Source organism: Rhizobium esperanzae, assembly GCF_002204185.1.
Lineage (GTDB): Bacteria > Pseudomonadota > Alphaproteobacteria > Rhizobiales > Rhizobiaceae > Rhizobium > Rhizobium esperanzae.
Genome location: NZ_MXPU01000005.1, coordinates 277,181 through 298,366, shown reverse-complemented (window position 1 = coordinate 298,366; position 21,186 = coordinate 277,181). Strand labels below are relative to the sequence as shown.

Below are 21,186 nucleotides of genomic sequence, written 5' to 3'. Positions count from 1 at the left end.
GTTCGAGCTATCGCACCCAGCCTGTCGCCAGCGCGCTCGCCCAGTCGGCACGGCCCCTTTCGGCGGCCAGTGCCGACATCGCCATGTGGTCATAGGCGACGGCTCGGAACTGCCACATCCATCCGGCCGCGGTCTTTTCCAGAATGGCATAGCTCGCCAGCGGATGGCCCGCTTCGACCTTGTGATAATTGGGCAGCACGTCGTCATAGGCAGGGCAGCCGACGCTGCCGGGATTGACGATCAGCCGGCCGTCCGAGAGTCGGACGACACGGGGAATGTGACTGTGGCCGCAGAGGATCAGCGGCAGGTCGATGCCTTCGGCGAGCGCCTCGATCGCTTCGATCGGCTTCAGGAAGACGTGCCCCTCCGGCGAAACGGAGTCCAGCCAGTAGAGATTGTCGTCTTTCGGCGTCGCGTGGCAGAGATAGGCCTCGCCGCGATAGACGGCATCGAACGGCAGACCCCGCAGCCAATCGAGATGGGACGGCGTCAGCTGCCGGTGGGCGGCGGCATCCGAGACATGCATGGCTGCCGAATCCTGCTCGATCAGATAGCGATCATGATTGCCGCGAACAGAGGTCAGCCCGAGCGGAATCAGCATATCGGCCGTCCGTCCAGCCTCCAGCGGCCCGCTGAAGAAGTCGCCAAGATTGACGACTTCCTCGATGCCCTGAGCCCGGATATCCGCAAGCACCGCCTCGAGCGCCATATGGTTACCGTGAATATCAGCGATCGCAGCAAACTTCATTTAGCTGCCGCGATAGGTTGAATAGCCGTAAGGCGAAAGCAGGAGCGGTACATGGTAATGCGCCGTGACATCGGCAATACCGAAGCGGATCGGCACCAGATCGAGGAAGGCCGGATGCGGCAACGGCGTGCCGCAGGCCCTGAGATACTCGCCGGCGTGGAAGACCAACTCGTAGGTGCCGACGTGAAAATTTTCGCCGGCAAGGATCGGGCCACCATCGACCCGGCCGTCCGCATTGGTCTCAACCGTTTTCAGATGTCTGCGAATCTCGCCGTCGAGCTGGAAAAGATCGATCCTGAGCCCCTTGGCCGGCGTGCCGAGGGCGGTGTCGAGAACATGTGTCGTCAGTCCGGTCATGGGGCTGGCTCTTTGATGACATAGGGGGTTTCGAAGAAGAATTCCTCCAGATTATTGCCAGGGCCGTCGCGGTCGACGACCAGGAAATCGGAGGTCTGGCCGAGTGCCATCAGCGGATGATGCCAGACATTGCGGCGGTAGTTCACGCCCTGGTCCCCTCGCGCGAAAAACACCTGCGGCTTTCCCGGACGTCCGCCCTCGTCCTCGGAGACAACGACGAGGAAGGGCCGGCCGGAAATCGGCGAGAAACTCTGACTGCCGAAGGGATGGCGCTCCATCATGTCGACGTCATAGGGGAAGCTGCGCGGCTGGCCGCGAAAGAGATTGATGATGACGCGCGCTCCCTCGCCCGCCGCCTCCGCCGCGGCCAGTGCATGGAAGCGCTCGGTCGTGCCGCCATTGATGAGCCGCATCGAGGCTGGATCGGCTTCGATCACCTCACCGAAAGGGGCGAAAGCCGATCTGGTAAGCGGGCGGATGTCGAGATAATCAGACAATGGTTCACTCGCCTTCGGCATGCCAGTGACGAATGGCGTCGATCTCGACGAGAAGTTCCGGCAGCGTGCGATAGGTTGCATCCCAGATGTCGGCGGCATCGAGGGCGAAGACGTCCTCCAGGATACGGTTGCCCGTTCCGCAGATTTTCGTCCACGGCAGAGTGGGATGCTCGGTTGCGAATTCCGGATGGGTTACGAGCAGTCGGGACGCGGCCGCGCCTATGGTGAAGTGGCAGAAGGCGACCGCCTTGAAGGTGAGATTGTCCTCGGCGAAGGCCGCCTCATCCATTCCGCCGACGAAGTAGAGCGCTTCGGCTGCCGCCTTCTGCATTTCATTGAGATAGTCGATAGCACGAGGCTCGCTCATTTGCCCTCCGGCAACATCGATTTCAGGCGCAGCAGCGCGATCCGTTCGACCTGTGTCGTGGCGGTCGCGAATTCCTCATCCCGGCCATTGCCGATCCGCAATTCGAAGGCCGAAAGGATGTCGTCCTTGTCGAGCCCTTTGACGGCGATGATGAAGGGAAAATCGTATTTTTCGACATAGGCCGCATTAAGTTCGGTGAAGCGGGCATGTTCGGCCGGGCTCAGCCGATCGAGACCGGCACCGGCCTGCTCCTTCCGGCTGTCTTCCGTGAGTTCACCCGCTATCGCCAGACGCCCGGCAAGATCGGGATGGGCACGCAGCACGCCGAGACGCTCCTCACGGCTTGCCGCACGGAAGGCGGCGGTGAGCGCTGCATGCACAGCTGATGCCGTCAGCGGCTCCGGCACGCTGCCAGCATCATAGGCGCGTTCGGCAATGAAAGGCGAATGTTCGAAGACGCCGCCGAAGCGGGAAACGAAATCCTCACGCGACAGCATTAGAGCGCATCCGGCTGATGATGCTTGTGCCAGTGCTCGGCGATCTCGATGCGGCGCGGAATCCAGACCTTGTCATGCTTCAGTACATATTCGACGAAGCGCTTCAGAGCGGCTGCCCGGCCCGGACGCCCGACGAGACGGCAGTGCAGGCCGACCGACATCATCTTCGGGCTGCCGTCCTTGCCTTCCTGATAAAGCGTGTCGAAAGCATCCTTGAGATAGGTAAAGAACTGGTCGCCGGCATTGAAACCCTGCGGCGTGGCGAAACGCATGTCATTGGTTTCGAGCGTATAGGGGATGATCAGGAAGGGCCTCCCGTCGACGCCTTTCACCCAGTAGGGCAGGTCGTCGGCGTAGGAATCGGAGGAGTAAAGGAAACCGCCCTCTTCCTGCACCAGTCGCAGCGTGTTGTCGGAAGGTTTGCCCTGGTACATCCCGAAGGGCCGCTCGCCGGTGAGTTCGGTATGCAGGCGCACGGCTTCGAGAATGTGCTTGCGCTCCAGATCCTCGGGGAAATCCTTGTATTCCAGCCAGCGATAACCGTGGCTGGCGATCTCCCAACCGGCCTCCTTCATGGCGGCGACGGCTTCGGGATTGCGCGCCATCGCCAGCGTCACACCGTAGACGGTCGCCTGCACCTTGAGACCGGTGAACATCCGCCAGAGCCGCCAGAAGCCGGCGCGCGAACCATATTCATAGATCGATTCCATGTTGAGATTGCGCTGCCCCGGCCAGGCGGCCGCGCCGACGATCTCCGACAGCAGGTTTTCGGACGCCGGATCGCCTTCGAGGATGCAGCTTTCGCCGCCCTCCTCGTAATTGATGACGAACTGCACGGCGACGCGGGCGTCGCCCGGCCACTTCGGATCGGGCGTCTGACGCCCGTAGCCGACGAGATTGCGCGGGTAGGTCTCGGATACCATCAAATCACCTTCTGAAAAGACGAAGGAACGGTATCATCCGCAGCCGGAATGTCGAGACGGAAACTGCACAGCAGAATTTCTCTTTTCGACACAACCACTTAGATCGACATCTGCTCAGGCGATCCTGCGCGCGCTGACCTTGCCCATCGGGTGGAGCGAGTGAACGCGGAAGGGACCACCAGTGCCCTCCTCGATCATCAAAGCCACATTCGAAACCATCACCGGCTCCCTCAAGACGGGCTCGAAGATCGTTCCCAGCACTGGCTCGATGCGGGACATGTCGATCGCGTTGAGGGGGCCCGTCACCGGCATATGGAAGCGGAACTCCTCCATCACGTAAGGATTGCCCCAACGATGCAGATTGGCGAATTGGGCCGCCGACAACCCATCGGGATCGCTGCGTTCGATATCGGCTTCACTCAGCGGCGCCCGGAAACGATCGAACTGCTGAACGATCGCCGAAGCCAGATACTGGATCTGCTCACAGGGGATGCTCGGCATCAGGCTGTAAAAATTGCCGAGCCGGGCGACTTCGAGACGTGGAATCTGGAAAGGGGCGTATGTCCCGGCAAACCGCATGAGATCGCGCAGGAGTTGCGACTCGGATGCGTCGGCGGACAGGTGAAAAGGCGCCTTCAAAACACCGTGAAAACCATAGCGCCGCGGTACGGCGGTATAAAAGGCGATCTCATGGATGCCGAGGCCGCGGACGGCCGGAGGCTCCACCATATCGCCCGAAAACACGTTTCGGCCAAGCCAATTGGCGGCCATGAGCGACAGGGGATCGCTCGCCGGAGGCGTGAAGCAAATGGCATAGCGCATGCAATTTCCTCCATCAAGGAAGTGAGCACCGGTAAAATCCGGTGCTGCCGATGCGCAAGCAGATAGGTGATTTGCATGACAGAATAACGAAACGCAGCTGTATCTAATTCACGTTTAACGTGAAGCGACCGCGATGTGGCTTGAAATCGCGAAGCTTTCCGGCAGCGGAAATTCGCAATCTCTATCGCCTGCGATACAAACCGCAGCCTCCGCCAGCCGATGAGCCAGCCCGAAGCTGACCTTGAAACCGCCGGTCAGTGCGATCAGTCGGGGATGGATGGGGTGGCGGCCGATCATTGGATCGCGGTCGATGGCTTTCGGGCGAAGCCCCGCCCAACGTTCGATCACAGGGGCGCTGCGGAGCGCCGGCACGATCGCCCGCGCCGCCTCGATCAAAGCGTCGAGCTGGGCATCGGTCGAGAGGGGGGCGTCGAAACGGTTCTCGCTGGTGCTGCCGATCGCCGCATGCCCGCCCTCATGCGCGACGACATAGAGTCCATCGAGGAAGATCGTCGGTAACGCCGGGTCGACATCTGCTTTCAACAGCGCCGCCTGCCCTTTCACCGGCCGGCCGAGCGGCTGCCTCAAGCCCGGCGTCAGCCCCTGCAGCACGGGAAAGGACTGATAGCCGGCGGCCAGGATGCAGCGGCCGAACGTGATGATTTCGCCGCCGATCTCGGCCGACCCGCGATCGGGATTGAGATCGGCGACAGCGGCATTTTCCATGATGCGCACCTGTCTTGCCCGCCGCAGGAAGGCGACCAGAGCTGAGATCAACGAGCGGGGCGCAACACGGGCGGCGAGCGTATCGTGCACGAAACCGCTCTCGCCGGCAGAGGCCTCGACCCAGTCCTCGACATCAGGCCTGTCGAGCACATGCCAGTGGAAGCAGCGCTCGCCAGCCCGCCAGTGGCGCTCGGCATCTTCGGAATGGCCGCGGGCGATGCGGTTGAGATGCGGTTGCGGCAACGGGATCAGCCGCCCGGACCTGTTGTAGCCGGTCGAAAGCCCGGTTTCGGCTTCCAGCGCGGTGATTTCGGTTTCGAGCGAGACCAGCGCATCGAACTGGAATTGCTTTTTCTCCGACCACCGGTCCGGCATATGCGGCATCAGCGCGCCGAGCAGGCCGCCGCTCGCGCCTCCGCCCAATCTACCGGCGTCGGCGAGGATGGTGCTCATGCCGCAGCGTCCGGCATGAATGGCCGCCCAGAGACCCATGATGCCGCCGCCGACGATCAGCAAGTCGCAAGAAGATTGACCGGACGCCGGTGCAGGACTATCGGCTTTTTCCATGAGAGACGTGAATCCCGATCAGATTGGCGCGGGCGCGCCGCAGCCGCTCGAATGGCGCGACGGCGATATGCCCTATTCCACCGCCTTTGGCGATCATTTTTATTGCCAGACCGATGGCCGTCTGGAATGCGGCCATGTCTTCCTCGCCGGCAACGGCCTGCCGGAGCGTTGGAACGGCCGGCGGGATTTTGTCATCGGCGAACTTGGCTTCGGCACCGGCTTGAACTTCGCCGAGACCTGGCGGCAATGGAAGCTTCACCGTGAACACGGCCAGCACCTTCATTTCATCTCCTTCGAACTTCATCCGATGCGCGGCGAAGAGATCGGCCGGGCGCTCTCGCACTGGCCGGAGATCGATGCGGAACGCGAGGCGCTGACGGCGGCCTGGCCGCAAACGCCTGCCGGAACCGTCTCGCTCGATCTCGATGCCCAGACGCGGCTCAGCGTCGTCTGCAGCGCGGCACTCGACGGCGTCGCCGCGGCAAAACCCGGCTTCGACGCCTGGTATCTCGACGGTTTCGCGCCCTCGCGCAACGGCGACATGTGGTCGGAAGAACTGATGCGTGAGGTTAACGAAAAGACCGTGGCCGGCGGCACCTTCGCAACTTACGCCGCGGCCGGCTTCGTGCGCCGCAACCTCATCGCCGCCGGCTTTGCCGTGGAACGCCGCACGGGCTTCGCCGGCAAGCGCGAAATGCTCTGCGGCACCAAGGTGCCCGCCCGGTAAATCCTGCGACTGCCATTGGATGGCGATCAGTAGCTGGTGCGCTCCGGCTGCAGTTCATCCTTGCCGAGCCATTGCCGGATCTTCTCTTCTAACAGTTCCGGGCTGATCGGCTTCGACATGTAATCGTCCATGCCGGCGTCGAGGCAGGCTTCGCGGTCGCTTTCGAGCGCATGGGCGGTGACGCCGATGACCGGCACCCGGTGGCCCTGCCCCTTTTCCCTCTCGCGGATCGTCCGGGTCGCTTCATGGCCGTTCATGACGGGCATCGAGACGTCCATCATGATGATGCGCGGCGTGTGGCTTTCCCAGGCGGCGACCGCCTCCTGCCCATTGTTGACGACCAGGAAGGAAAGCCCCGTCGACTGCAGGATCTGGGTAAAGACGATCTGGTTGACCTCGTTGTCTTCGGCAACCAGCACGTCGACGAATTCGGCCGCCCGCTTTTGCGGATCGGGCACAGTTGCAGTTGCAAGCGCAGGCGCCGGCACGGCCGCTTCCGCCCGCAGCCGGGCGATCTCGGCTTCCGAGGCCTGTTTGACCCGGCGGGCGCGGACGACCTCGACGACAGTGTTGCGCAGCACATTGGCGCGTGCCGGCTTCATCAGATGCGCATGGCCGTTCAGCGCTGCGAATTCCTTTTCCGTGCCCGAGATATCCATCGACGTGAGGAAGATGATCGGCAGCTCGACGAAGCGGGGATCGGCGCGCAGCCGGCGCGCGACGTCGGCGCCGTTCATGTCGGGCATGTGATAATCGAGCACGACGGCGTCGACGGTGACACCGAGATCGGCCGCCGCCTCGAGGATCGCCAGACCGGTGCCGCCACCCTCGGCAGCCACTCCGTCGAAGCCCCAGAGTGAGAGCTGCTCCGTCAGGATGCGCCGATTCACTTCATTGTCGTCGACGACGAGGATGCGCGCGCCCTGCACATTGATCGGCAGCGGCTTCGGTTCTAGGCGGGCGGCCGTCACCGCAAAAGGCAGGTTGACGGTGAAGACCGAGCCCCTGCCCCATTCGCTCTCGACATTGATATAGCCGCCGAAGAGATCGACGAGGCCGGCAGTGATCGCAAGGCCGAGCCCCGTTCCCTCATGCCGGCGGGTCGACGAGGTGTCGACCTGCGAAAACTTGTCGAAGACCGAGTCGAGCTTTTCTCGGGGAATGCCAATACCGGTATCTTCGATGCGGATGATCGCCATGATCTCCCCGCCAGCGATCGTTTCGAAGCCGACATCGACGAAGACATGGCCGCGCTCGGTGAACTTGACGGCGTTGCCGACGAGATTGGTGACGATCTGGCGGAAACGCCCGGCGTCTCCGATCACCGCGGCCGGCAGGTCCGGTGCTGCCCGCACCAGGAGCTCGATATTCTTCTCGGCGGCATGCGAGGAGAGGAGTGTCGCCACATCCTCCACCGCTTCGGTGATATCGAAGGCGGCTTTGCGCAGTTTCATCTGCCCGGCATCGATCTTCGAGAAATCGAGGATGTCGTTGATAATCGTCAGCAGCGCATTGCCCGACTTGACGATGATATCGATGAAGGTCTTCTGGCGCGTATCGAGATTGGTCTTGGCCAGCAGCTCCGCCATGCCGAGCACACCGTTCATCGGCGTGCGGATTTCGTGGCTCATATTGGCGAGGAATTCGGACTTGGCGCGGTCGGCGGCTTCGGCGCGCGAGAGGAGCTGGCGCAGTTCCTCCTCGCGGCTCTTGAGTTCGGTGACATCGGTGAACAGCGCCACCCAATGCTGTCCCCGGCTGACGGTCGCATCCATATTCACCCAGCGCTCGCCGCCGACATGGAAGACGGTGGAAATTGGCTGCCTGGCCGCGATATTCGCCCGCCACTCCTGCAGGATCTCATCCGCCGCATCGTGGAAATCCCCGCGCGCCGCGCAGAATTCGAACATGCCGAGCCAGCCCTGGCCGGCCTCGATATAGTGCGGCGCGATCTGCAGGATGTCGGCCATCGCCTCGTTGGACATCTTGATGATGCCGTCCTGGACGATGGCAAGACCCTGCGACATCGCGTGCGTCGCGTCGCGCATCATTTCGCCGAGCCGTTCGAGGGCTGCGCGCGTCTCGTGGATTTCCTTTTCCCGCTCGCGCACCGCCGAAATATCGGCATAGGTCAGCAGGATGCGGTCGTTGGAGATGCGGCGGCTGTCGAAGATCACAGATTTGCCGCCCGCCCAGCCAAGCTCGATCGGCTCGGGCTCTTCGGCTTCGAACAGATGTTTGCGGAAGGCGTAGATCTCTTCCGGCGTCTGCGTCCCGTCGTAGCGGCCGAGCTCGTCATTACGGCGGATGACGTCGATGAACGGGCGGCCGTCGAAGCGATCGTCGAGCGGCAGTTCCCAGATGCTGTAGAATTCGTCGTTGACGTAGAGAATCTGGTGGTCGTTATCGAGAATTAGTACGCCGATCGGCAGCGAACGCAGAATGCTCTCGATGTCCCGATGCAGTATTTCTTGCTGCTTGCGCGATTCAATAAGCGCCTTCTCGCGCTCCTTGAGCGGCGAGATGTCGGAAAAGGAGCCGACGACATAGGTCCGCCCGTCCGCCGTGATGACGCGGTTGACGCGCGAGATGACGGGATAAACATGGCCGCTATTGCTCGGCATCTCGCTCTCGAGTTCCACCGAAATGCCGTCCCTGAGCGCCAGCAGGTTTTCCTGGTAGATCGCCTCAGCACCTTCCGGCCCGAACATTTCGTGTTCGGTCATTCCCAGATACTCGGAGCGGGCGCGGCCGCTGAAGGTCTCATAATATTTGTTGGCATAGACCAGGCGGTGCTTGTCGTCGCGAACGAAAACCGCCACCGGCAGGTCCTCCAGGACGGTGCGGAGAACGTCGAGTTCGTTGACGCTCTCTCCCCAGGCCGATTCGCAGGCGGCCACGGGCGTCGCGCCGTTGCGATAGGCTGCGTTGACGACCAGCGGGCGTCCGTCCGCCGCAAAGATGCCGATCGGATGACTGAGATTTTCCAGCGCCTCGCGCACCTGGGCGAGGTCGGCGGCATTTCCGGAATCGTTTACAGTCCTGGAGCTACCGGCAATCTTGGGGTTGCCGGCAATCCCCCCAAGAGCGACGGCACTGCGTTCGCGGGCTTCGAAGATGCCGAGCACATAGATCCGCTCCGGCGACGGCGAGAAGCTTTCGATCTGGATGCGCCGGTGGCCAAGGCCCTCGGCATCGAAACAGATGGCGTTTTCCTCGGTGCCGAACACCAGCGCGCGGCGCTCCTTGTCCTCGCGGTCCTCTTCCTCGGGGCGGTCGAAGAGTTCACGGCTGCGCCTGCCGATGAAATCGGAAATCTCGCGGCCGAGGAAATCGGCATAGGCCCCGTTGACGGCGACATAGCGCAGCTCGCTGTTCTTGACATAGGCCGGGGTGTCCAGATCTGCGATCCGGCGGCAAGCCAATTCCAGAATGTCCCCGGCTGATTTCAAGAAATTGTCGCTCCCGCAATGAATGGAATATCAACGACAAAGACTATAACGCCAAGGCTTTTAACAAGGTTTTAACCATAAATTTGCGCGGCGAATTTCTGCACGCCGGCTCGATAAGACGAAATACCTTCAATCGGCAGTCCGACCCACAAAAAACTAAACGCATCTATCAGCGACGATCCCACGAGGCTCGATCGGCGCCCTTGCCGCCTCGGCATCCCTTGAGATCATGACGAAAATTTAATCCGGCAGGCGCTTGTGCGGCCATCCCTCCGCCGCGATCCGGGCGGAGTCTGGAGACGGCTTTACAGAAGCCAGTTAGAACCAAGGGAAATACCATGTCCGTTCTTCATAAGACCATGGCGACGGGCCTGATCGCGCTGACCTTTGCCGGCGCCTCGCTCGCCACTGCCACCACTGCCGATGCCCATCCGCGCGATGCCTTCTGGGGCGGCCTCGCCGCCGGCGTCGTCGGCGGGGCCCTGCTGTCGGAAGCCGCTCGCCCCGCCTATCCGGTCTATCCGGCCTACCCTGTCTATCGCCCCTATCCCGTCTACCGCACCTATTACAGGCCGCATTACTGCCATATCGAATGGCGGTACGATCGCTGGGGCGAGCCCTATCGCGTCAAGGTTTGCCCGGAATAGAGCAACCCGCATCCGGCGCCGCTTGACCTCCCGGCGGCGCTGGCCGCAACGAGCCGATCTGGCGGGCGTTCGCCCGCCAGATCGATTGCTTCCACCAGAGCTGCATCCATTACGGAGAAAGCTCCTCCAGAATGCGGCCCTTGGTTTCCACCGCAAACAGCATCGTCACGATCGCCCCGACGATCAGAATGGCTGCGAAACTCGCGAAGACATATTGGATGCCCAGCGAAGACATCAGCGTGCCGACGATGATCGGGCCGGTCGACGAGCCCAGGCGAAGCCAGGCGCTGCCGGTTCCTGTTCCGAGCGCTCTGAGGCGCGTCGGGTAGATTTCCGCCGAATAGAGATAGAGAGAGAAGGTGACGGTCTGGACGATGGCATAGGCAAGACCGCCAAGCACCAGAACCTGAATGGCGGAGGTTGCGCCAAGCCATGCGAGGGTCAGAAGGGGCAGCGGAGCCAGAAACAGCGCGCCGGTGTACCAGCGCTTGCGTCCCACCTTGTCGATGAGCAGCGCGCAGATGACGGCAGCGATCACGCCTCCCAGCGACGTCAGGAACCCATAGAAAATGCTAGTCTGCAGCGGAAGATTGAAGACCTGCCGATAGAGCGTTGGCAGCCAGGTGATCGTGCCGTTGGCGACCGTATAGGCGGTGAACCACGTGGCCCAGATGGAAAGCGTCCGCTTCAGATAGATGCCCTGGAACAGCTCCCGCCAGTCGGATGTACGGCGGACCGGCGCCTGGACCCGCTTCGGCTCGGGCAGCTCCTTGCCGGCTGCACGTGCACTCTCTTCCATACGGGTGACGATGGCGTCGGCTTCCTGGTAGCGACCGTTTGCGGCCAGCCAGCGCGGTGACTCCCTCAGGAACCAGCGCAACGGGATCATCAGGATTGCGGGAACGAGGCCGACGACGAACATGGCCTTCCAGCCGTAGACCGGCACCATGAAGTAGCCGATCAGCCCGGCGCCGACCAGGCCGAGCAGGAACATGACCTCGTAGAGAAGGAAGAACTTGCCGCGCCCCTTCGATCCGATCAGCTCATTGATATAGGCGCTGGCGACAGGCACCTCACCTCCCGTGCCGATCCCCTGGACGAACCGGAAGACGATCATCATGCCGGCGCCGGCGGCAAACAGGCAGGCGACATCCATGCTGACGAAAAGCAGGATCGTGAACAGAAGAACTTTCAGCCGACCGATTTTCTCGGCTAGCCAGCCGAACAGGAGGGCGCCGATCAATTGCCCGAGATAGCCCATCGACAGGATCATGCCGGTTTGTGACGGACTGAGTCCCCACTCGCGCACCAGCACGGGCATGGCATAAGCGATGGCGATCACCGTATAGCCGTCGAAAAACGTTGCTGCGCCGATGATATTGCGCGCCCAGAAGACCTCGCGGGTAACGGGAAGACGCTCCAGGCGAGCGCTGATTTCGGCCTGCCGATCAGCGGCATTCGCCGCCTCGGCCGGCATAGGCTGCATGACATTCATTGGTTCCTCCTTCTCGCCCCGTGGCTACCACTCTCCCGGCCAGGGGCGCTCCTGTTCGATGTTTCCTGCGTGTCAGCTTGTCCTGTCAGTACCATGGGCTTCAAAAGGAGATGCCGTCCACGGCTTCTCCTTCCCATCGCAATGACGCTCCTGTGGCATGCGCAGAAGCGTCGAATGCATCACTCGGCAGCCAGGAGCTGGTCGACGCGGCCAATACCGGCGGCATCGAAGGCGGCAAAAATTTCCGCTTCGGCCTTTTCGCCGAGATTCTTCAGCGGCTCGCGGATGGTCGCATGATCGAGAATACCGCGATGCACGAGGCCGAGTTTGAGCGCCACGGTGCCTTCCATGTGTGAGCCGCGGTGATAGACGGCCTGCGTCACCGGCAGAAGGCGTTCGAAAATCTTGCGGGCCTCCGGATAGTTCTGCGCTTTGCCCGCTTTGATCAGATCGATCAGCAGCTCCGGCGCAATATTGCCGTAGCCGACCAGCAGGCCGTCGACGTCGAACATGGTCGGCAGCAGCCATTCGTCGTGGCAGCTCAGTACCTGAAGATTGGGATTGGCCTTCTTCAGTTCCGGAATCTCGACATACCAGCGCTTCATATTGCGCACGCCGTTCTTGGTGGCGACGACACCTTCCTGCGTGGCGATCGCCAGCTGCGTATCGAGATCGTAGGATGCCTTGGTGGCGTCAGGATATTGGAACAGGATGCACTGCAAGCCGGATTCCTGCCAGATCGCCTTGTAGCGATCCTGAGGCGCGCCCTTCTGAAAGCCGAAGCGCAGCCAGCCATGGTTTGGATAGACCAGTGCACCAGTGGCGCCGGCAGCCTTGCACCTTTTCGCCTCTTGGGCAGCAACCTTGGTACCCTCGCCGGTGATCCCGGCAATGATCGGCACGGAGCCGTCGACCGCCTCGACGTAAGTACGGATAAGAGCGAGCCTCTCCTCCTCGGTAAGGAAAGTGCCTTCGCCGGCATGGCCGAGAATGACGAGGCTTTTGACCCCTTCCATCGAAACCAGCCATTTGGCGATCTTTGCGTTGGCCTTGTGATCGACTTCGCCGTCGCGAGTGAAGGCGGTAACGGGCGCCGGGCTCAGCCCGCGCAGATCCATCGGTTGCATCTTGATCTCCTCCTTTGCGATCGCTGTTCATCCACGATCAGCGAACGGGATCGTTATTGGGAACGTTCCCACTATCGTTCTCGAATTCTCTGGAGTCAATTCTTTTTTTGGTGCATGTTCGCATACGGCGCCGGACTGCCGCGACTCGTATGGAAAAGCTTCAATGAATTCAAAGGCGGACGAAATTCCCGGACAAAGCCGCGTCACCATTCTTGACGTGGCTGCCGCAGCCGGCGTTTCCAAATCCACCGTATCCCGCATCCTTGACGAGCGGCTTCCACGCTCCGACAGCGAGACCGCCCGCCGCGTTCGCAAGGTGGCGGAAGAGCTTGGCTACGTCAGGGACGTTTCGGCAGCAAGCCTCAGGCGCGGCAATACCATGACGGTCGGCGTGATCGTGCCGAGGCTGACGGATACGGTCATGGCCATGCTTTACGAAGCGCTCGCCAAAGCCTGCAGCCGTACGGGCCGCTTCGCTATTGTCGCCACGACCGACGACAAGCCGAAGGCCGACCGGCTTGCCGCCGAGTCCCTGCTGAGACGCGGCGTCGATGGACTGATCCTTTCCACGGCGCGGGAGGATGACGACTTCCCGGATGAGCTGGCGAGACGCGGTGTTCCCTATGTGCTGGCGCTGCGAACCGACGGCCACAGCCTCTCCTCCATTGGCGATGACAGGCTTGGCGGCTACCTCGCCGCGCGCCACCTGCTCGACCTCGGCCATCGCAGGATCGGCGTCATTGCCGGCCCGTCTTATGCCTCCAGCTCGCGAGGCCGCGTGGAGGGTTTCAGCCAAGCATTCAAAGAAGCGGGACTGACTGTGGATCCCTCCTGCATCATTCCCTCGACATTCGGCATCGAGTCCGGCGCCGTCGCCGTCGAAACGCTGATGAACCTCAGCCCACGCCCCACCTCTATTTTTGCCGTCAACGACAATACCGCCATCGGCGCCTTGTCGGGGTTGACCAAACTTGGCCTTTCCATACCGCAGGACATCTCGATCGTCGGTTACAATGACATTCCGATCGTCAGCCACCTTCCTACACCGCTCACGACGTTGCGCGTCCCGTTCGAGCAGATCGCTGCAAATGCCCTTGATCTTCTTGCGGGCGATCGCTGTTCCGTCGACGACCGCATCCGGATTTCGGCTCCGACACTCATTCCCAGGAAATCGACAGCGCCGCTGCGCTGAAAGATCGCGAGAGAGTCAGCATGCCGGAACCGCTCAAGAACCTGCTGCATGAAACGCTGGTCGGCGATATGGCCGACCGCATCGCCGCCAATGCGCCGGCCTTTGACAAGACCCGTTTCGTCAAGCTCGCGACCGATGGCCTTGGGGCGCTGGAGCTGATGGAGCGCTCGGCGCTGATCCGCGACGCGCTGTTCGCCACGCTTCCCGACGATTTTATCGAAGCAGCCGCCATCCTGAGGGCGAGCTTGCCTGCATCGGGCAGGCCCGGCCTCATCGGCTGGATGCTGCTGCCGGTCAACCAGTTCATCGCCGCACGCGGCCCCGATCATTTCGAGCTCGGCCTCGATCTCCTCAAGGCCCTGACACCGTATTTTACTGCCGAATACGGTATCCGTCCCTTCATCCATCGCGACCAGCAGCGGGCGCTTGCCATCATTTCCGGCTGGGTCGGCGATCCCGACCAGCATGTGCGCCGGCTGGCGAGTGAGGGAACGCGGCCGCGTCTGCCCTGGGCCATGCGCCTGCCGCAGCTCGTCAAGAACCCGGCGCCGATCCTGCCGATCCTGACCGCGCTGATGGATGATCCGGAGGATTATGTGCGCCGCTCGGTCGCCAACAGTCTGAACGACATCGCCAAGGATCATCCGGATCTGGTTGCCGCCCTCATCGCCGGCCATATCGAGGGCGCCTCTTCCGAGCGCCGCCGGCTCTTGAAACACGCCTCGCGCTCGCTCCTGAAGAACGGCCATGTGCAGGCACTCGCCAATTTCGGCTTCGGCGCGGCGGCGTCGCTCGCATGCGAGCTGCGCCTTCTGAACGGCGAGGTGATGTTCGGCAAAGGGCTGGATTTCGAAATCCGTCTGACGAATACCGGCGACACCGCGCAATCGTTGATGATCGACTACGCCATCCATCACGTGAAAGCCGACGGTTCGCTCTCGCCCAAGGTCTTCAAGTGCAAGACGATCATGCTCACGCCCGGGCAAAGCCACCTAATCGAGCGCCGCCACGCCATGCGGCCGATCACGACGCGGCGCTATTACCCTGGCGAACATCGCATCGCCGTCCTCGTCAACGGCGCTGAGAGCGCATCCGAAAGCTTCGTCCTGCGAATGCCGCCTCTCCAGTCGGGTTGACGCTTTTTGTGCGCTGCACTTGACTTTCCGCGCGAACTAGCCCAAATGCGGCTCAGCTTTCACCCTTCCGGCCGCCGCGTGAGCGTGCCCCTGCTCGAAAATACGAAACGCAGGAAGAAGGGACAAAAGCGCATTTCGAAAGAGCGCCGCACTCCCAAGAGCGGCCAGAAGCGCTGGAAAGCTTTTTCCAACTCACAAGTTCCCACTTCACGCGGGGTTCTTGACGCCAGAATGAAACCGGATCGCATGGTGCGTTCCGGCCATAGTCGTTGTGGCGCCCCGAAAGGTTATGCCTTGACTAATTTTGAATCGCTTGGTGTCTCCAAGCCGATCGTCGCCACCTTGTTCCAGCTCGGCATCGAAACGCCGACCCCGATCCAGGAACAGGCCATCCCCCTCCTCCTCCAGGGCCGAGACCTGATCGGTCTTGCCCAGACCGGCACCGGCAAGACCGCGGCCTTCGGCCTGCCGCTCATTGAAAAGCTGCTTGCCGACGAGCGTCGCCCCGACAACCGCACGACGCGGACGCTGATCCTGGCACCGACCCGCGAGCTGGTGAACCAGATCGCCGACAACCTGAAGAAATTCATCCGCAAATCGCCGCTGCGCATCAACGTCGTCGTCGGCGGCGTCTCGATCAACAAGCAGCAGCTGCAGCTTGAAAAAGGCACCGATGTTCTGGTCGCCACTCCCGGCCGCCTGCTCGATCTCGTCAATCGCCGCGCCATCACCTTGACCACGGTGCGCTATCTCGTGCTTGATGAAGCCGACCAGATGCTCGACCTCGGCTTCGTGCACGATCTGCGCAAGATCGCCAAGCTGGTGCCGAAGAAGCGCCAGACCATGCTGTTTTCGGCCACCATGCCGAAGGCGATCGCCGATCTCGCCGGCGAATACCTCGTCGATCCAGTCAAGGTCGAAGTCACGCCTCCGGGCAAGGCTGCCGACAAGGTCGAGCAGTATGTGCATTTCGTCGCCGGCAAGAACGACAAGACCGAACTGTTGCGCAAGTCTCTGACCGAAAACCCCGATGGCCGCGCCATCGTCTTCCTGCGCACCAAGCACGGCGCCGAGAAGCTGATGAAGCACCTCGACAATATCGGCTACTCCGTCGCCTCGATCCACGGCAACAAGAGCCAGGGCCAGCGCGAGAGGGCGCTGAAGGCCTTCCGCGACGGCAGCATCAAGACGCTGATCGCCACCGACGTTGCCGCCCGCGGCATCGACATCCCAGCCGTCAGCCACGTCTACAACTATGACCTGCCCGAAGTGCCCGACGCCTATGTTCACCGCATCGGCCGCACGGCGCGCGCCGGCCGCGACGGCATCGCCATTGCCTTCTGCGCCCCTGACGAAGCCAAGCTGCTGCGTGATATCGAGCGCCTGATGGGCATCGACATCGCAGTTGCAAGCGGCGAACCGCCGGCCAACATCAGCAACAGCGGCCCCCGCCGCGGCAACGGCAATGGCAACAACCGCAATCGCGGTGGCGGCCAGGGTCGTGGTGAGGGTCGCGGCGAAGGCCGTGGCGACGCCAACCGCTCTGAACCTCGCGGCAGCCGCCAGGAACGCCGCCCGCGCCGCGACGGCGAAGGCAGCGAAATCCGCGCCGGCGGCGAGGAACGCCGTGAGCGCCGTCCGCGTCCCGAGCGCCCAAACCGCAACGAGGACTTCCGCGGTCAGCGCCGCGGCGAAGCGGCCCCGGCTTTCGGCCCCGACAACGATCTGGCATCGACCTCCGATTTCCGCCCGGCAAAGCCGCAGCGCCCTGCGCATAACGGCCCCAATGGCCATCATGCCAATGGCGAACCGAGCGGCCATCACCGCGGCAACGGCCGCCACGCTCACGGCCGCCCGGCCCGCAAGCACGGCGAAGATCGCGGACCGCATCAGGCCCAGGGCGGCGAACAGCGCAGCGACGGCAATGGCGGCAACCGCCGCGGCGGCTCGGGCTCCCGCAACGGTGGCCAGCGCCGCGAACGCGCCTGAGCGCCGAACTTTTGGTCTGGAATATTTGGAGGCCGGAGCATCTGGTGTGATGTCCGGCCTTTTTCTCATTGTGGTGATGCAACACCGCAATGACATATGCGGTTACGTTTCCCGGTTTCTGTACGCACACCAGTTGAGGAGATCGAACCTCCTTCGCAGCGGTGGCGGCGATCGCGCCGGAGCCTTGCCGGCACCTGCTCACCGATCTTATTCGAGAGATACGGCCGCTGGCCGGTTGACAGCCCGCCGGCCCGCTTGAATGCCGGACGCTTGAGACCTAAATTGGCCTCATGCTTGACCATCCGTCCCCGCCGTTGTCGCCTTCGACTATCCCAATGGATGCCCTGAGCGAAGTCCTGCAAGACTTTCGCTTGAGTGGAGTGAACTATGGCCGCTGCGAGCTCAGGCATCCATGGAGCATCGCCTTTCCGCAACAGCAACTGCTGCGTTTTCACTTCGTCAGCCAGGGTCCGTGCTGGATCCATACCGAAGTCCAAGGATGGCAGGAGTTGAATGATGGCGACCTGGTGCTGCTGCCGCAAGGCATCGCACATCGATTGGCGAGCGCGCCGGATGTTGAGGGCGACTCACTTAAAAGCTGTCAGATTACAAAATTGGGCAGCAACGTCTGCGACGTCCTGCGTGAAGGAACGGGTGCCACCAGCACTCTCTTCTGCGGCTCTATGACTTTGGGCGCCCATGCGCTTAACCCCTTGATCGCCCTGATGCCGCCAATCATCAAGGGCTGCGATGTGGCCGGTAATGACGCGGTAGTGGGGCCCTTGCTGGCCGCTATGTCCGCGGAGGCGACACAGCCCCAGATGGGAAGCGCGACGGTCTTGTCGCGTATGGCGGACTTGCTCGCAGCCCGGCTTATCCGCTGCTGGGTCAACTGCAGCGGAGCCTCGACCACCGGCTGGCTCGCCGCCATCCGCGATCCCAATATCGGTCGTGTGTTGGCGGCCATGCACCGGGATCCCGGCCATAACTGGACCCTCGAAACCCTCGCTGGTGTGGCAGGCCAGTCGCGCTCGATCTTCGCCGAGCGCTTCAGCGCTATTTTGGGAGAAGGCGCGGCACATTATCTCGCCCGTCTGCGTATGCAGCTTGCCCGCGATTTGTTGGCGCAAAACGGCATGTCGGTTGCCGAGGTTGCCTCCCGGCTAGGCTATGAGTCGGAGGCGTCTTTCGCGCGCGCCTTCAAGCGCGTCACCAACGTTTCACCGGGGATTGTGCGTCGCACAAGTTCCGGACGAATTGATATGGATTTCGGATTTTAAGACACATATCATCCTGAAAACTTCGTCTATGAAGTCTCCGAACATAGGAGATCCTTCAATGACGGACACAACATCACAATTCGACGGGGCCGCAATTGGCCTGGAGACGGCCGAATCATCCGCGTGGAGCGCAGCGACCTGGTTTGCCGTTCTTTCGATGGCGGCCACCAGCTTTGCACTGGTATCTGCTGAGTTCCTGCCGGCAGGCCTGTTGACGCCAATGGCGCGTGATCTCGGCATTTCCGAGGGAACGGCCGGACAGGTCGTCACCGCCACTGCTTCCGTCGGCGCCGTGGCGGCCCTGCTGAGCAATGTTCTCATCGGCAGACTGAACCGCAAGGCAGTGCTGGTCGGTCTCAGTGCGTTGGCGGTCGGCTCCAATATTCTTGCATCGTTGGCGACCGATTTTTGGCTGTTGTTGTTGGGCCGGGCCGGCTTGGGCATCGCGCTCAGCGGCTTTTGGGCGCTTTCAGTGGCCGTCGTGGCGAGGCTGGTCGGCGCCAACGCGACAGGTCGGGGCATGGCTATCGTCACCCTCGGCGTTTCGCTCGCCACGATAGCTGCACCATCAATGGGTGCTTTGATCAGCGATTGGCTGGGATGGCGCAGCGCCATGGCGATGACAGCCGGGCTTGCCGCGCTTGCCATGCTGCTGCAGCTGCTCAGCCTGCCGACACTCCCTGCAAGCACAAGCAACAGTCTCGCTGATGTTTTCCGGCTGACACGACGGGGCGGCATTCAACTGGGAATGCTTGCCATCCTTTTGCTGATGACCGGGCATTTTGCCGGATCGGTTTATGTGCGTCCCTTCCTCGAACAAGTGACGCTCCTTGAGACCAGATCGATCGCCCTGGCGCTGCTCGGGTTTGGCATCGCCTCCGTGATCGGCAATGTTGCCGGCGGCCGGATGGCCGACGCGAGCATCCGCATAGCGCTGGCTGTCACGGCGGTATTGATGGCGTTTGCCGCACTTGCTCTGGTGCTTTGGGGCGCTCACACCGGCGTTGCGTTTGCGCTCGTCACGCTTTGGGGCTTTGCCTTCGGCATGGCGCCGGTAGTGCTGCCGACCAATCTTTCCCGCGCGGCCCCCGACGCTTTGGAGGCGGCGGGTAGCCTGATGGTCGTCTCTTTTCAGGTGGCCATCAGTATCGGCGCGGTTTTTGGCGGCTACATCGTCGACCACTACGGCGCTGCGGGACCATTGACTCTTACGGCTCTCCTGGCTGGGTCGACAGTTGCCTTGGCGCTGCTGCAGCCCCGCAACTGATCGTTGCTTCCTGCTTGATGGGCCGATTAGCGCCCTACGGCACCCTGGATATGAGGTCGTCGGCAATCGCCGACGACCTCGGTCAGTTGAGGTTCAGGCCATTCGGTTGTTCGACATTGGCGCAGCCATCAGCCTATACGCTCGCCTGCGCCTGCTGAACGACCCTGCGGTTTGTCATATATACGCCTGTCACGACGATCACCGTGCCCAGAATCAACGGCAGCGTCAGCCGCTCCCCGAACGCGATGAAGGCTTCGAGCGCGACGGCCGGCGGCATCAGGTAGATCAGCGAGGCGGCGCGCGAGACCTGCCCGCGGCGGATGAGGTAAAGCAGCAGCCCGACACCGCCCATCGACAGGCCGAAGACCGACCAGAGAAGCGCGCCGTAGGCCTGCGCGGTGCCGTCGAAATGCTGGTGTTCGAAAATCAGCGACAGCGGCAGGGTGAGGATGAGAGCGGCGACATATTGCAGCGTCGCGATGGTCCTGAGGTCACCGGATTGCAGGTGTTTCTTCTGATAAAGCGTGCCGTAGGTGACGGAGCCCATGGCGATGAGGTTGATCGCCAGGGGCAGCGCGGCATGGCTGAGATCGGCCATCGCCGGATCGAAGAGCTTCGGCGAAATCGCGATAGCAATGCCGATGAAGCCGAGGGCGAGACCGAGCTGCTGGGTCTTCTGCAACCGCTCGCCGACGAGGAAGGGAGCCGCCATCGCCGTCAGCAGCGGCTGCAGTGCCGCGATGATGCCCGATATACCAGCCGGCACGCCGTTGGCGATCGCCCACCAGAGGCCGGCGAGATAGAAGCCGTGCAGGAAAAAACCGGAATAGATGGCCCGAAGCACCGTCGCCCGACTCTTCGGCCATTGCGCCTTGGCCACCAGGCAAAAGGCCAGGAAGGCCAGGGCCGACAGCGCATAACGTATCGAAAGAAAGGTAAAGGGTTCGGAATGTAGCGCCGCAAATTTCGCCACCACCCAGCCCGTGGACCAGAGCAGGACGAAAACGGCAGGGGCAAAGCGGTCGAGGGACATGGGGCTGCTCGGCAGAAAGAGATCGCCGTGCTGATAGCCGCACCCGAAGGCCGCGGTCAAAGGCGAAGCGTTGATACTTATCTGAAATTTCGTTGATGGTTGGGGACAACGGTCGGCACCTCGACACTGTGCATACGGGTGGAAGGGTCGCCGAGCCCTCCCCCTCCACCCTCATCCCTGTTCTCGTCACAGGGATCCAGCGCGCCCAAGTCCTTGGGCGCAAGAGACTCTCGTCACCGTAGAAGTCATTCACGGCGTAGACGCGCCGTGGCTGGCTTCCTGTGATAGGCCGGGAATGAGAGAGCAAAGCGGAGAGGCCGCGCCTCCTCCCAAGGCC

Annotated in this window: 19 protein-coding genes; 7 read left to right on the top strand and 12 right to left on the bottom strand. The window is 62.2% G+C overall.

Annotation, left to right across the window (positions count from 1 at the left end; genetic code table 11):
* Window positions 1–7 precede the first annotated feature (7 nt).
* From B5E41_RS09830 to B5E41_RS09795, 8 genes are all read right to left on the bottom strand, one after another.
* The gene (locus B5E41_RS09830; RefSeq protein WP_088393123.1) at window positions 8–748 is read right to left on the bottom strand and encodes a metallophosphoesterase family protein; all 741 of its coding nucleotides are present in this window, start codon (window positions 746–748) and stop codon (window positions 8–10) included.
* Complete coding sequence (uraH, locus tag B5E41_RS09825) at window positions 749–1,105, bottom strand: hydroxyisourate hydrolase (RefSeq protein WP_064804252.1); 357 nt, start codon at window positions 1,103–1,105, stop codon at window positions 749–751.
* Window positions 1,102–1,623, bottom strand: coding sequence for an ureidoglycolate lyase (locus B5E41_RS09820; protein WP_176439365.1), 522 nt, complete (start codon window positions 1,621–1,623; stop codon window positions 1,102–1,104). Before B5E41_RS09820 ends, uraH begins: the two co-directional genes overlap by 4 nt.
* Window positions 1,607–1,969 (bottom strand): HepT-like ribonuclease domain-containing protein, encoded by a 363-nt coding sequence (locus tag B5E41_RS09815; RefSeq protein ID WP_088393119.1) that lies wholly within the window; start codon window positions 1,967–1,969, stop codon window positions 1,607–1,609. The genes B5E41_RS09820 and B5E41_RS09815 overlap by 17 nt, the downstream gene beginning before the upstream one ends.
* The gene (gene uraD / locus B5E41_RS09810) at window positions 1,966–2,466 is read right to left on the bottom strand and encodes a 2-oxo-4-hydroxy-4-carboxy-5-ureidoimidazoline decarboxylase (protein ID WP_088393117.1); all 501 of its coding nucleotides are present in this window, start codon (window positions 2,464–2,466) and stop codon (window positions 1,966–1,968) included. Before uraD ends, B5E41_RS09815 begins: the two co-directional genes overlap by 4 nt.
* On the bottom strand, window positions 2,466–3,389 hold the full coding sequence (puuE, locus tag B5E41_RS09805) for an allantoinase PuuE (protein WP_088393115.1): 924 nt from the start codon (window positions 3,387–3,389) through the stop codon (window positions 2,466–2,468). The genes uraD and puuE overlap by 1 nt, the downstream gene beginning before the upstream one ends.
* A 114-nt stretch (window positions 3,390–3,503) precedes the next feature.
* A complete protein-coding gene (locus B5E41_RS09800; RefSeq protein ID WP_088393113.1) occupies window positions 3,504–4,211 on the bottom strand; it encodes a DUF1045 domain-containing protein in 708 nt (235 codons plus the stop codon).
* Window positions 4,212–4,325: 114 nt separating this feature from the next.
* Entirely contained in the window at window positions 4,326–5,504 is a 1,179-nt protein-coding gene (locus tag B5E41_RS09795; RefSeq protein ID WP_088393111.1) for an NAD(P)/FAD-dependent oxidoreductase, read from the bottom strand.
* Between B5E41_RS09795 and mnmC2 the strand changes: the two genes are divergently transcribed.
* Window positions 5,503–6,231, top strand: a complete 729-nt coding sequence (gene mnmC2 / locus B5E41_RS09790) for a tRNA (5-methylaminomethyl-2-thiouridine)(34)-methyltransferase MnmC2 (RefSeq protein ID WP_088393109.1) — start codon at window positions 5,503–5,505, stop codon at window positions 6,229–6,231. The genes B5E41_RS09795 and mnmC2 overlap by 2 nt on opposite strands.
* Before the next feature lie 26 nt (window positions 6,232–6,257).
* On the opposite strand, the gene B5E41_RS09785 is transcribed toward mnmC2, so the two are convergent.
* On the bottom strand, window positions 6,258–9,683 hold the full coding sequence (locus tag B5E41_RS09785; RefSeq protein WP_088393107.1) for a response regulator: 3,426 nt from the start codon (window positions 9,681–9,683) through the stop codon (window positions 6,258–6,260).
* Window positions 9,684–10,021: 338 nt separating this feature from the next.
* On the opposite strand from B5E41_RS09785, the gene B5E41_RS09780 reads away from it, so the two are divergent.
* Entirely contained in the window at window positions 10,022–10,330 is a 309-nt protein-coding gene (locus tag B5E41_RS09780; protein ID WP_088393105.1) for a hypothetical protein, read from the top strand.
* 109 nt (window positions 10,331–10,439) lie between these two features.
* Here B5E41_RS09780 and B5E41_RS09775 read toward each other — a convergent pair whose 3' ends face one another.
* Both B5E41_RS09775 and B5E41_RS09770 read right to left on the bottom strand, forming a co-directional pair.
* Complete coding sequence (locus tag B5E41_RS09775) at window positions 10,440–11,825, bottom strand: MFS transporter (RefSeq protein WP_088393103.1); 1,386 nt, start codon at window positions 11,823–11,825, stop codon at window positions 10,440–10,442.
* Between the two features lie 179 nt (window positions 11,826–12,004).
* Window positions 12,005–12,952, bottom strand: a complete 948-nt coding sequence (locus tag B5E41_RS09770) for a dihydrodipicolinate synthase family protein (RefSeq protein WP_176439364.1) — start codon at window positions 12,950–12,952, stop codon at window positions 12,005–12,007.
* A gap of 163 nt (window positions 12,953–13,115) precedes the next feature.
* On the opposite strand from B5E41_RS09770, the gene B5E41_RS09765 reads away from it, so the two are divergent.
* The 5 genes from B5E41_RS09765 to B5E41_RS09745 all read left to right on the top strand — a co-directional run bounded on the left by B5E41_RS09765 (window position 13,116) and on the right by B5E41_RS09745 (window position 19,816).
* Entirely contained in the window at window positions 13,116–14,144 is a 1,029-nt protein-coding gene (locus B5E41_RS09765; RefSeq protein ID WP_088393101.1) for a LacI family DNA-binding transcriptional regulator, read from the top strand.
* Window positions 14,145–14,164: 20 nt separating this feature from the next.
* Complete coding sequence (locus B5E41_RS09760) at window positions 14,165–15,280, top strand: DNA alkylation repair protein (protein ID WP_088393099.1); 1,116 nt, start codon at window positions 14,165–14,167, stop codon at window positions 15,278–15,280.
* A 246-nt stretch (window positions 15,281–15,526) separates the two neighbouring features.
* On the top strand, window positions 15,527–17,269 hold the full coding sequence (locus B5E41_RS09755) for a DEAD/DEAH box helicase (protein WP_088393097.1): 1,743 nt from the start codon (window positions 15,527–15,529) through the stop codon (window positions 17,267–17,269).
* A 290-nt stretch (window positions 17,270–17,559) separates the two neighbouring features.
* Window positions 17,560–18,549, top strand: coding sequence for an AraC family transcriptional regulator (locus tag B5E41_RS09750; RefSeq protein ID WP_088393095.1), 990 nt, complete (start codon window positions 17,560–17,562; stop codon window positions 18,547–18,549).
* A 58-nt stretch (window positions 18,550–18,607) separates the two neighbouring features.
* A complete protein-coding gene (locus B5E41_RS09745; protein ID WP_086082558.1) occupies window positions 18,608–19,816 on the top strand; it encodes an MFS transporter in 1,209 nt (402 codons plus the stop codon).
* Window positions 19,817–19,949: 133 nt separating this feature from the next.
* On the opposite strand, the gene B5E41_RS09740 is transcribed toward B5E41_RS09745, so the two are convergent.
* Window positions 19,950–20,849: a DMT family transporter gene (locus B5E41_RS09740; protein ID WP_088393263.1), complete on the bottom strand. Its 900-nt coding sequence runs from the start codon at window positions 20,847–20,849 to the stop codon at window positions 19,950–19,952.
* Between the last annotated feature and the right edge of the window lie 337 nt (window positions 20,850–21,186).

Coding starts and splice junctions, on each gene's coding strand:
- uraH (WP_064804252.1), bottom strand. CDS start 1,105: ATGACCGGACTGACGACACATGTTCTCGACACCGCCCTCGGCACGCCG.
- B5E41_RS09780 (WP_088393105.1), top strand. CDS start 10,022: ATGTCCGTTCTTCATAAGACCATGGCGACGGGCCTGATCGCGCTGACC.
- B5E41_RS09765 (WP_088393101.1), top strand. CDS start 13,116: ATGAATTCAAAGGCGGACGAAATTCCCGGACAAAGCCGCGTCACCATT.
- B5E41_RS09775 (WP_088393103.1), bottom strand. CDS start 11,825: ATGAATGTCATGCAGCCTATGCCGGCCGAGGCGGCGAATGCCGCTGAT.
- B5E41_RS09795 (WP_088393111.1), bottom strand. CDS start 5,504: ATGGAAAAAGCCGATAGTCCTGCACCGGCGTCCGGTCAATCTTCTTGC.
- B5E41_RS09750 (WP_088393095.1), top strand. CDS start 17,560: ATGCTTGACCATCCGTCCCCGCCGTTGTCGCCTTCGACTATCCCAATG.
- uraD (WP_088393117.1), bottom strand. CDS start 2,466: ATGCTGTCGCGTGAGGATTTCGTTTCCCGCTTCGGCGGCGTCTTCGAA.
- B5E41_RS09760 (WP_088393099.1), top strand. CDS start 14,165: ATGCCGGAACCGCTCAAGAACCTGCTGCATGAAACGCTGGTCGGCGAT.
- B5E41_RS09830 (WP_088393123.1), bottom strand. CDS start 748: ATGAAGTTTGCTGCGATCGCTGATATTCACGGTAACCATATGGCGCTC.
- B5E41_RS09820 (WP_176439365.1), bottom strand. CDS start 1,623: ATGCCGAAGGCGAGTGAACCATTGTCTGATTATCTCGACATCCGCCCG.
- B5E41_RS09755 (WP_088393097.1), top strand. CDS start 15,527: ATGGTGCGTTCCGGCCATAGTCGTTGTGGCGCCCCGAAAGGTTATGCC.
- B5E41_RS09815 (WP_088393119.1), bottom strand. CDS start 1,969: ATGAGCGAGCCTCGTGCTATCGACTATCTCAATGAAATGCAGAAGGCG.
- B5E41_RS09800 (WP_088393113.1), bottom strand. CDS start 4,211: ATGCGCTATGCCATTTGCTTCACGCCTCCGGCGAGCGATCCCCTGTCG.
- puuE (WP_088393115.1), bottom strand. CDS start 3,389: ATGGTATCCGAGACCTACCCGCGCAATCTCGTCGGCTACGGGCGTCAG.
- B5E41_RS09745 (WP_086082558.1), top strand. CDS start 18,608: ATGACGGACACAACATCACAATTCGACGGGGCCGCAATTGGCCTGGAG.
- B5E41_RS09740 (WP_088393263.1), bottom strand. CDS start 20,849: ATGTCCCTCGACCGCTTTGCCCCTGCCGTTTTCGTCCTGCTCTGGTCC.
- mnmC2 (WP_088393109.1), top strand. CDS start 5,503: ATGAGAGACGTGAATCCCGATCAGATTGGCGCGGGCGCGCCGCAGCCG.
- B5E41_RS09770 (WP_176439364.1), bottom strand. CDS start 12,952: ATGCAACCGATGGATCTGCGCGGGCTGAGCCCGGCGCCCGTTACCGCC.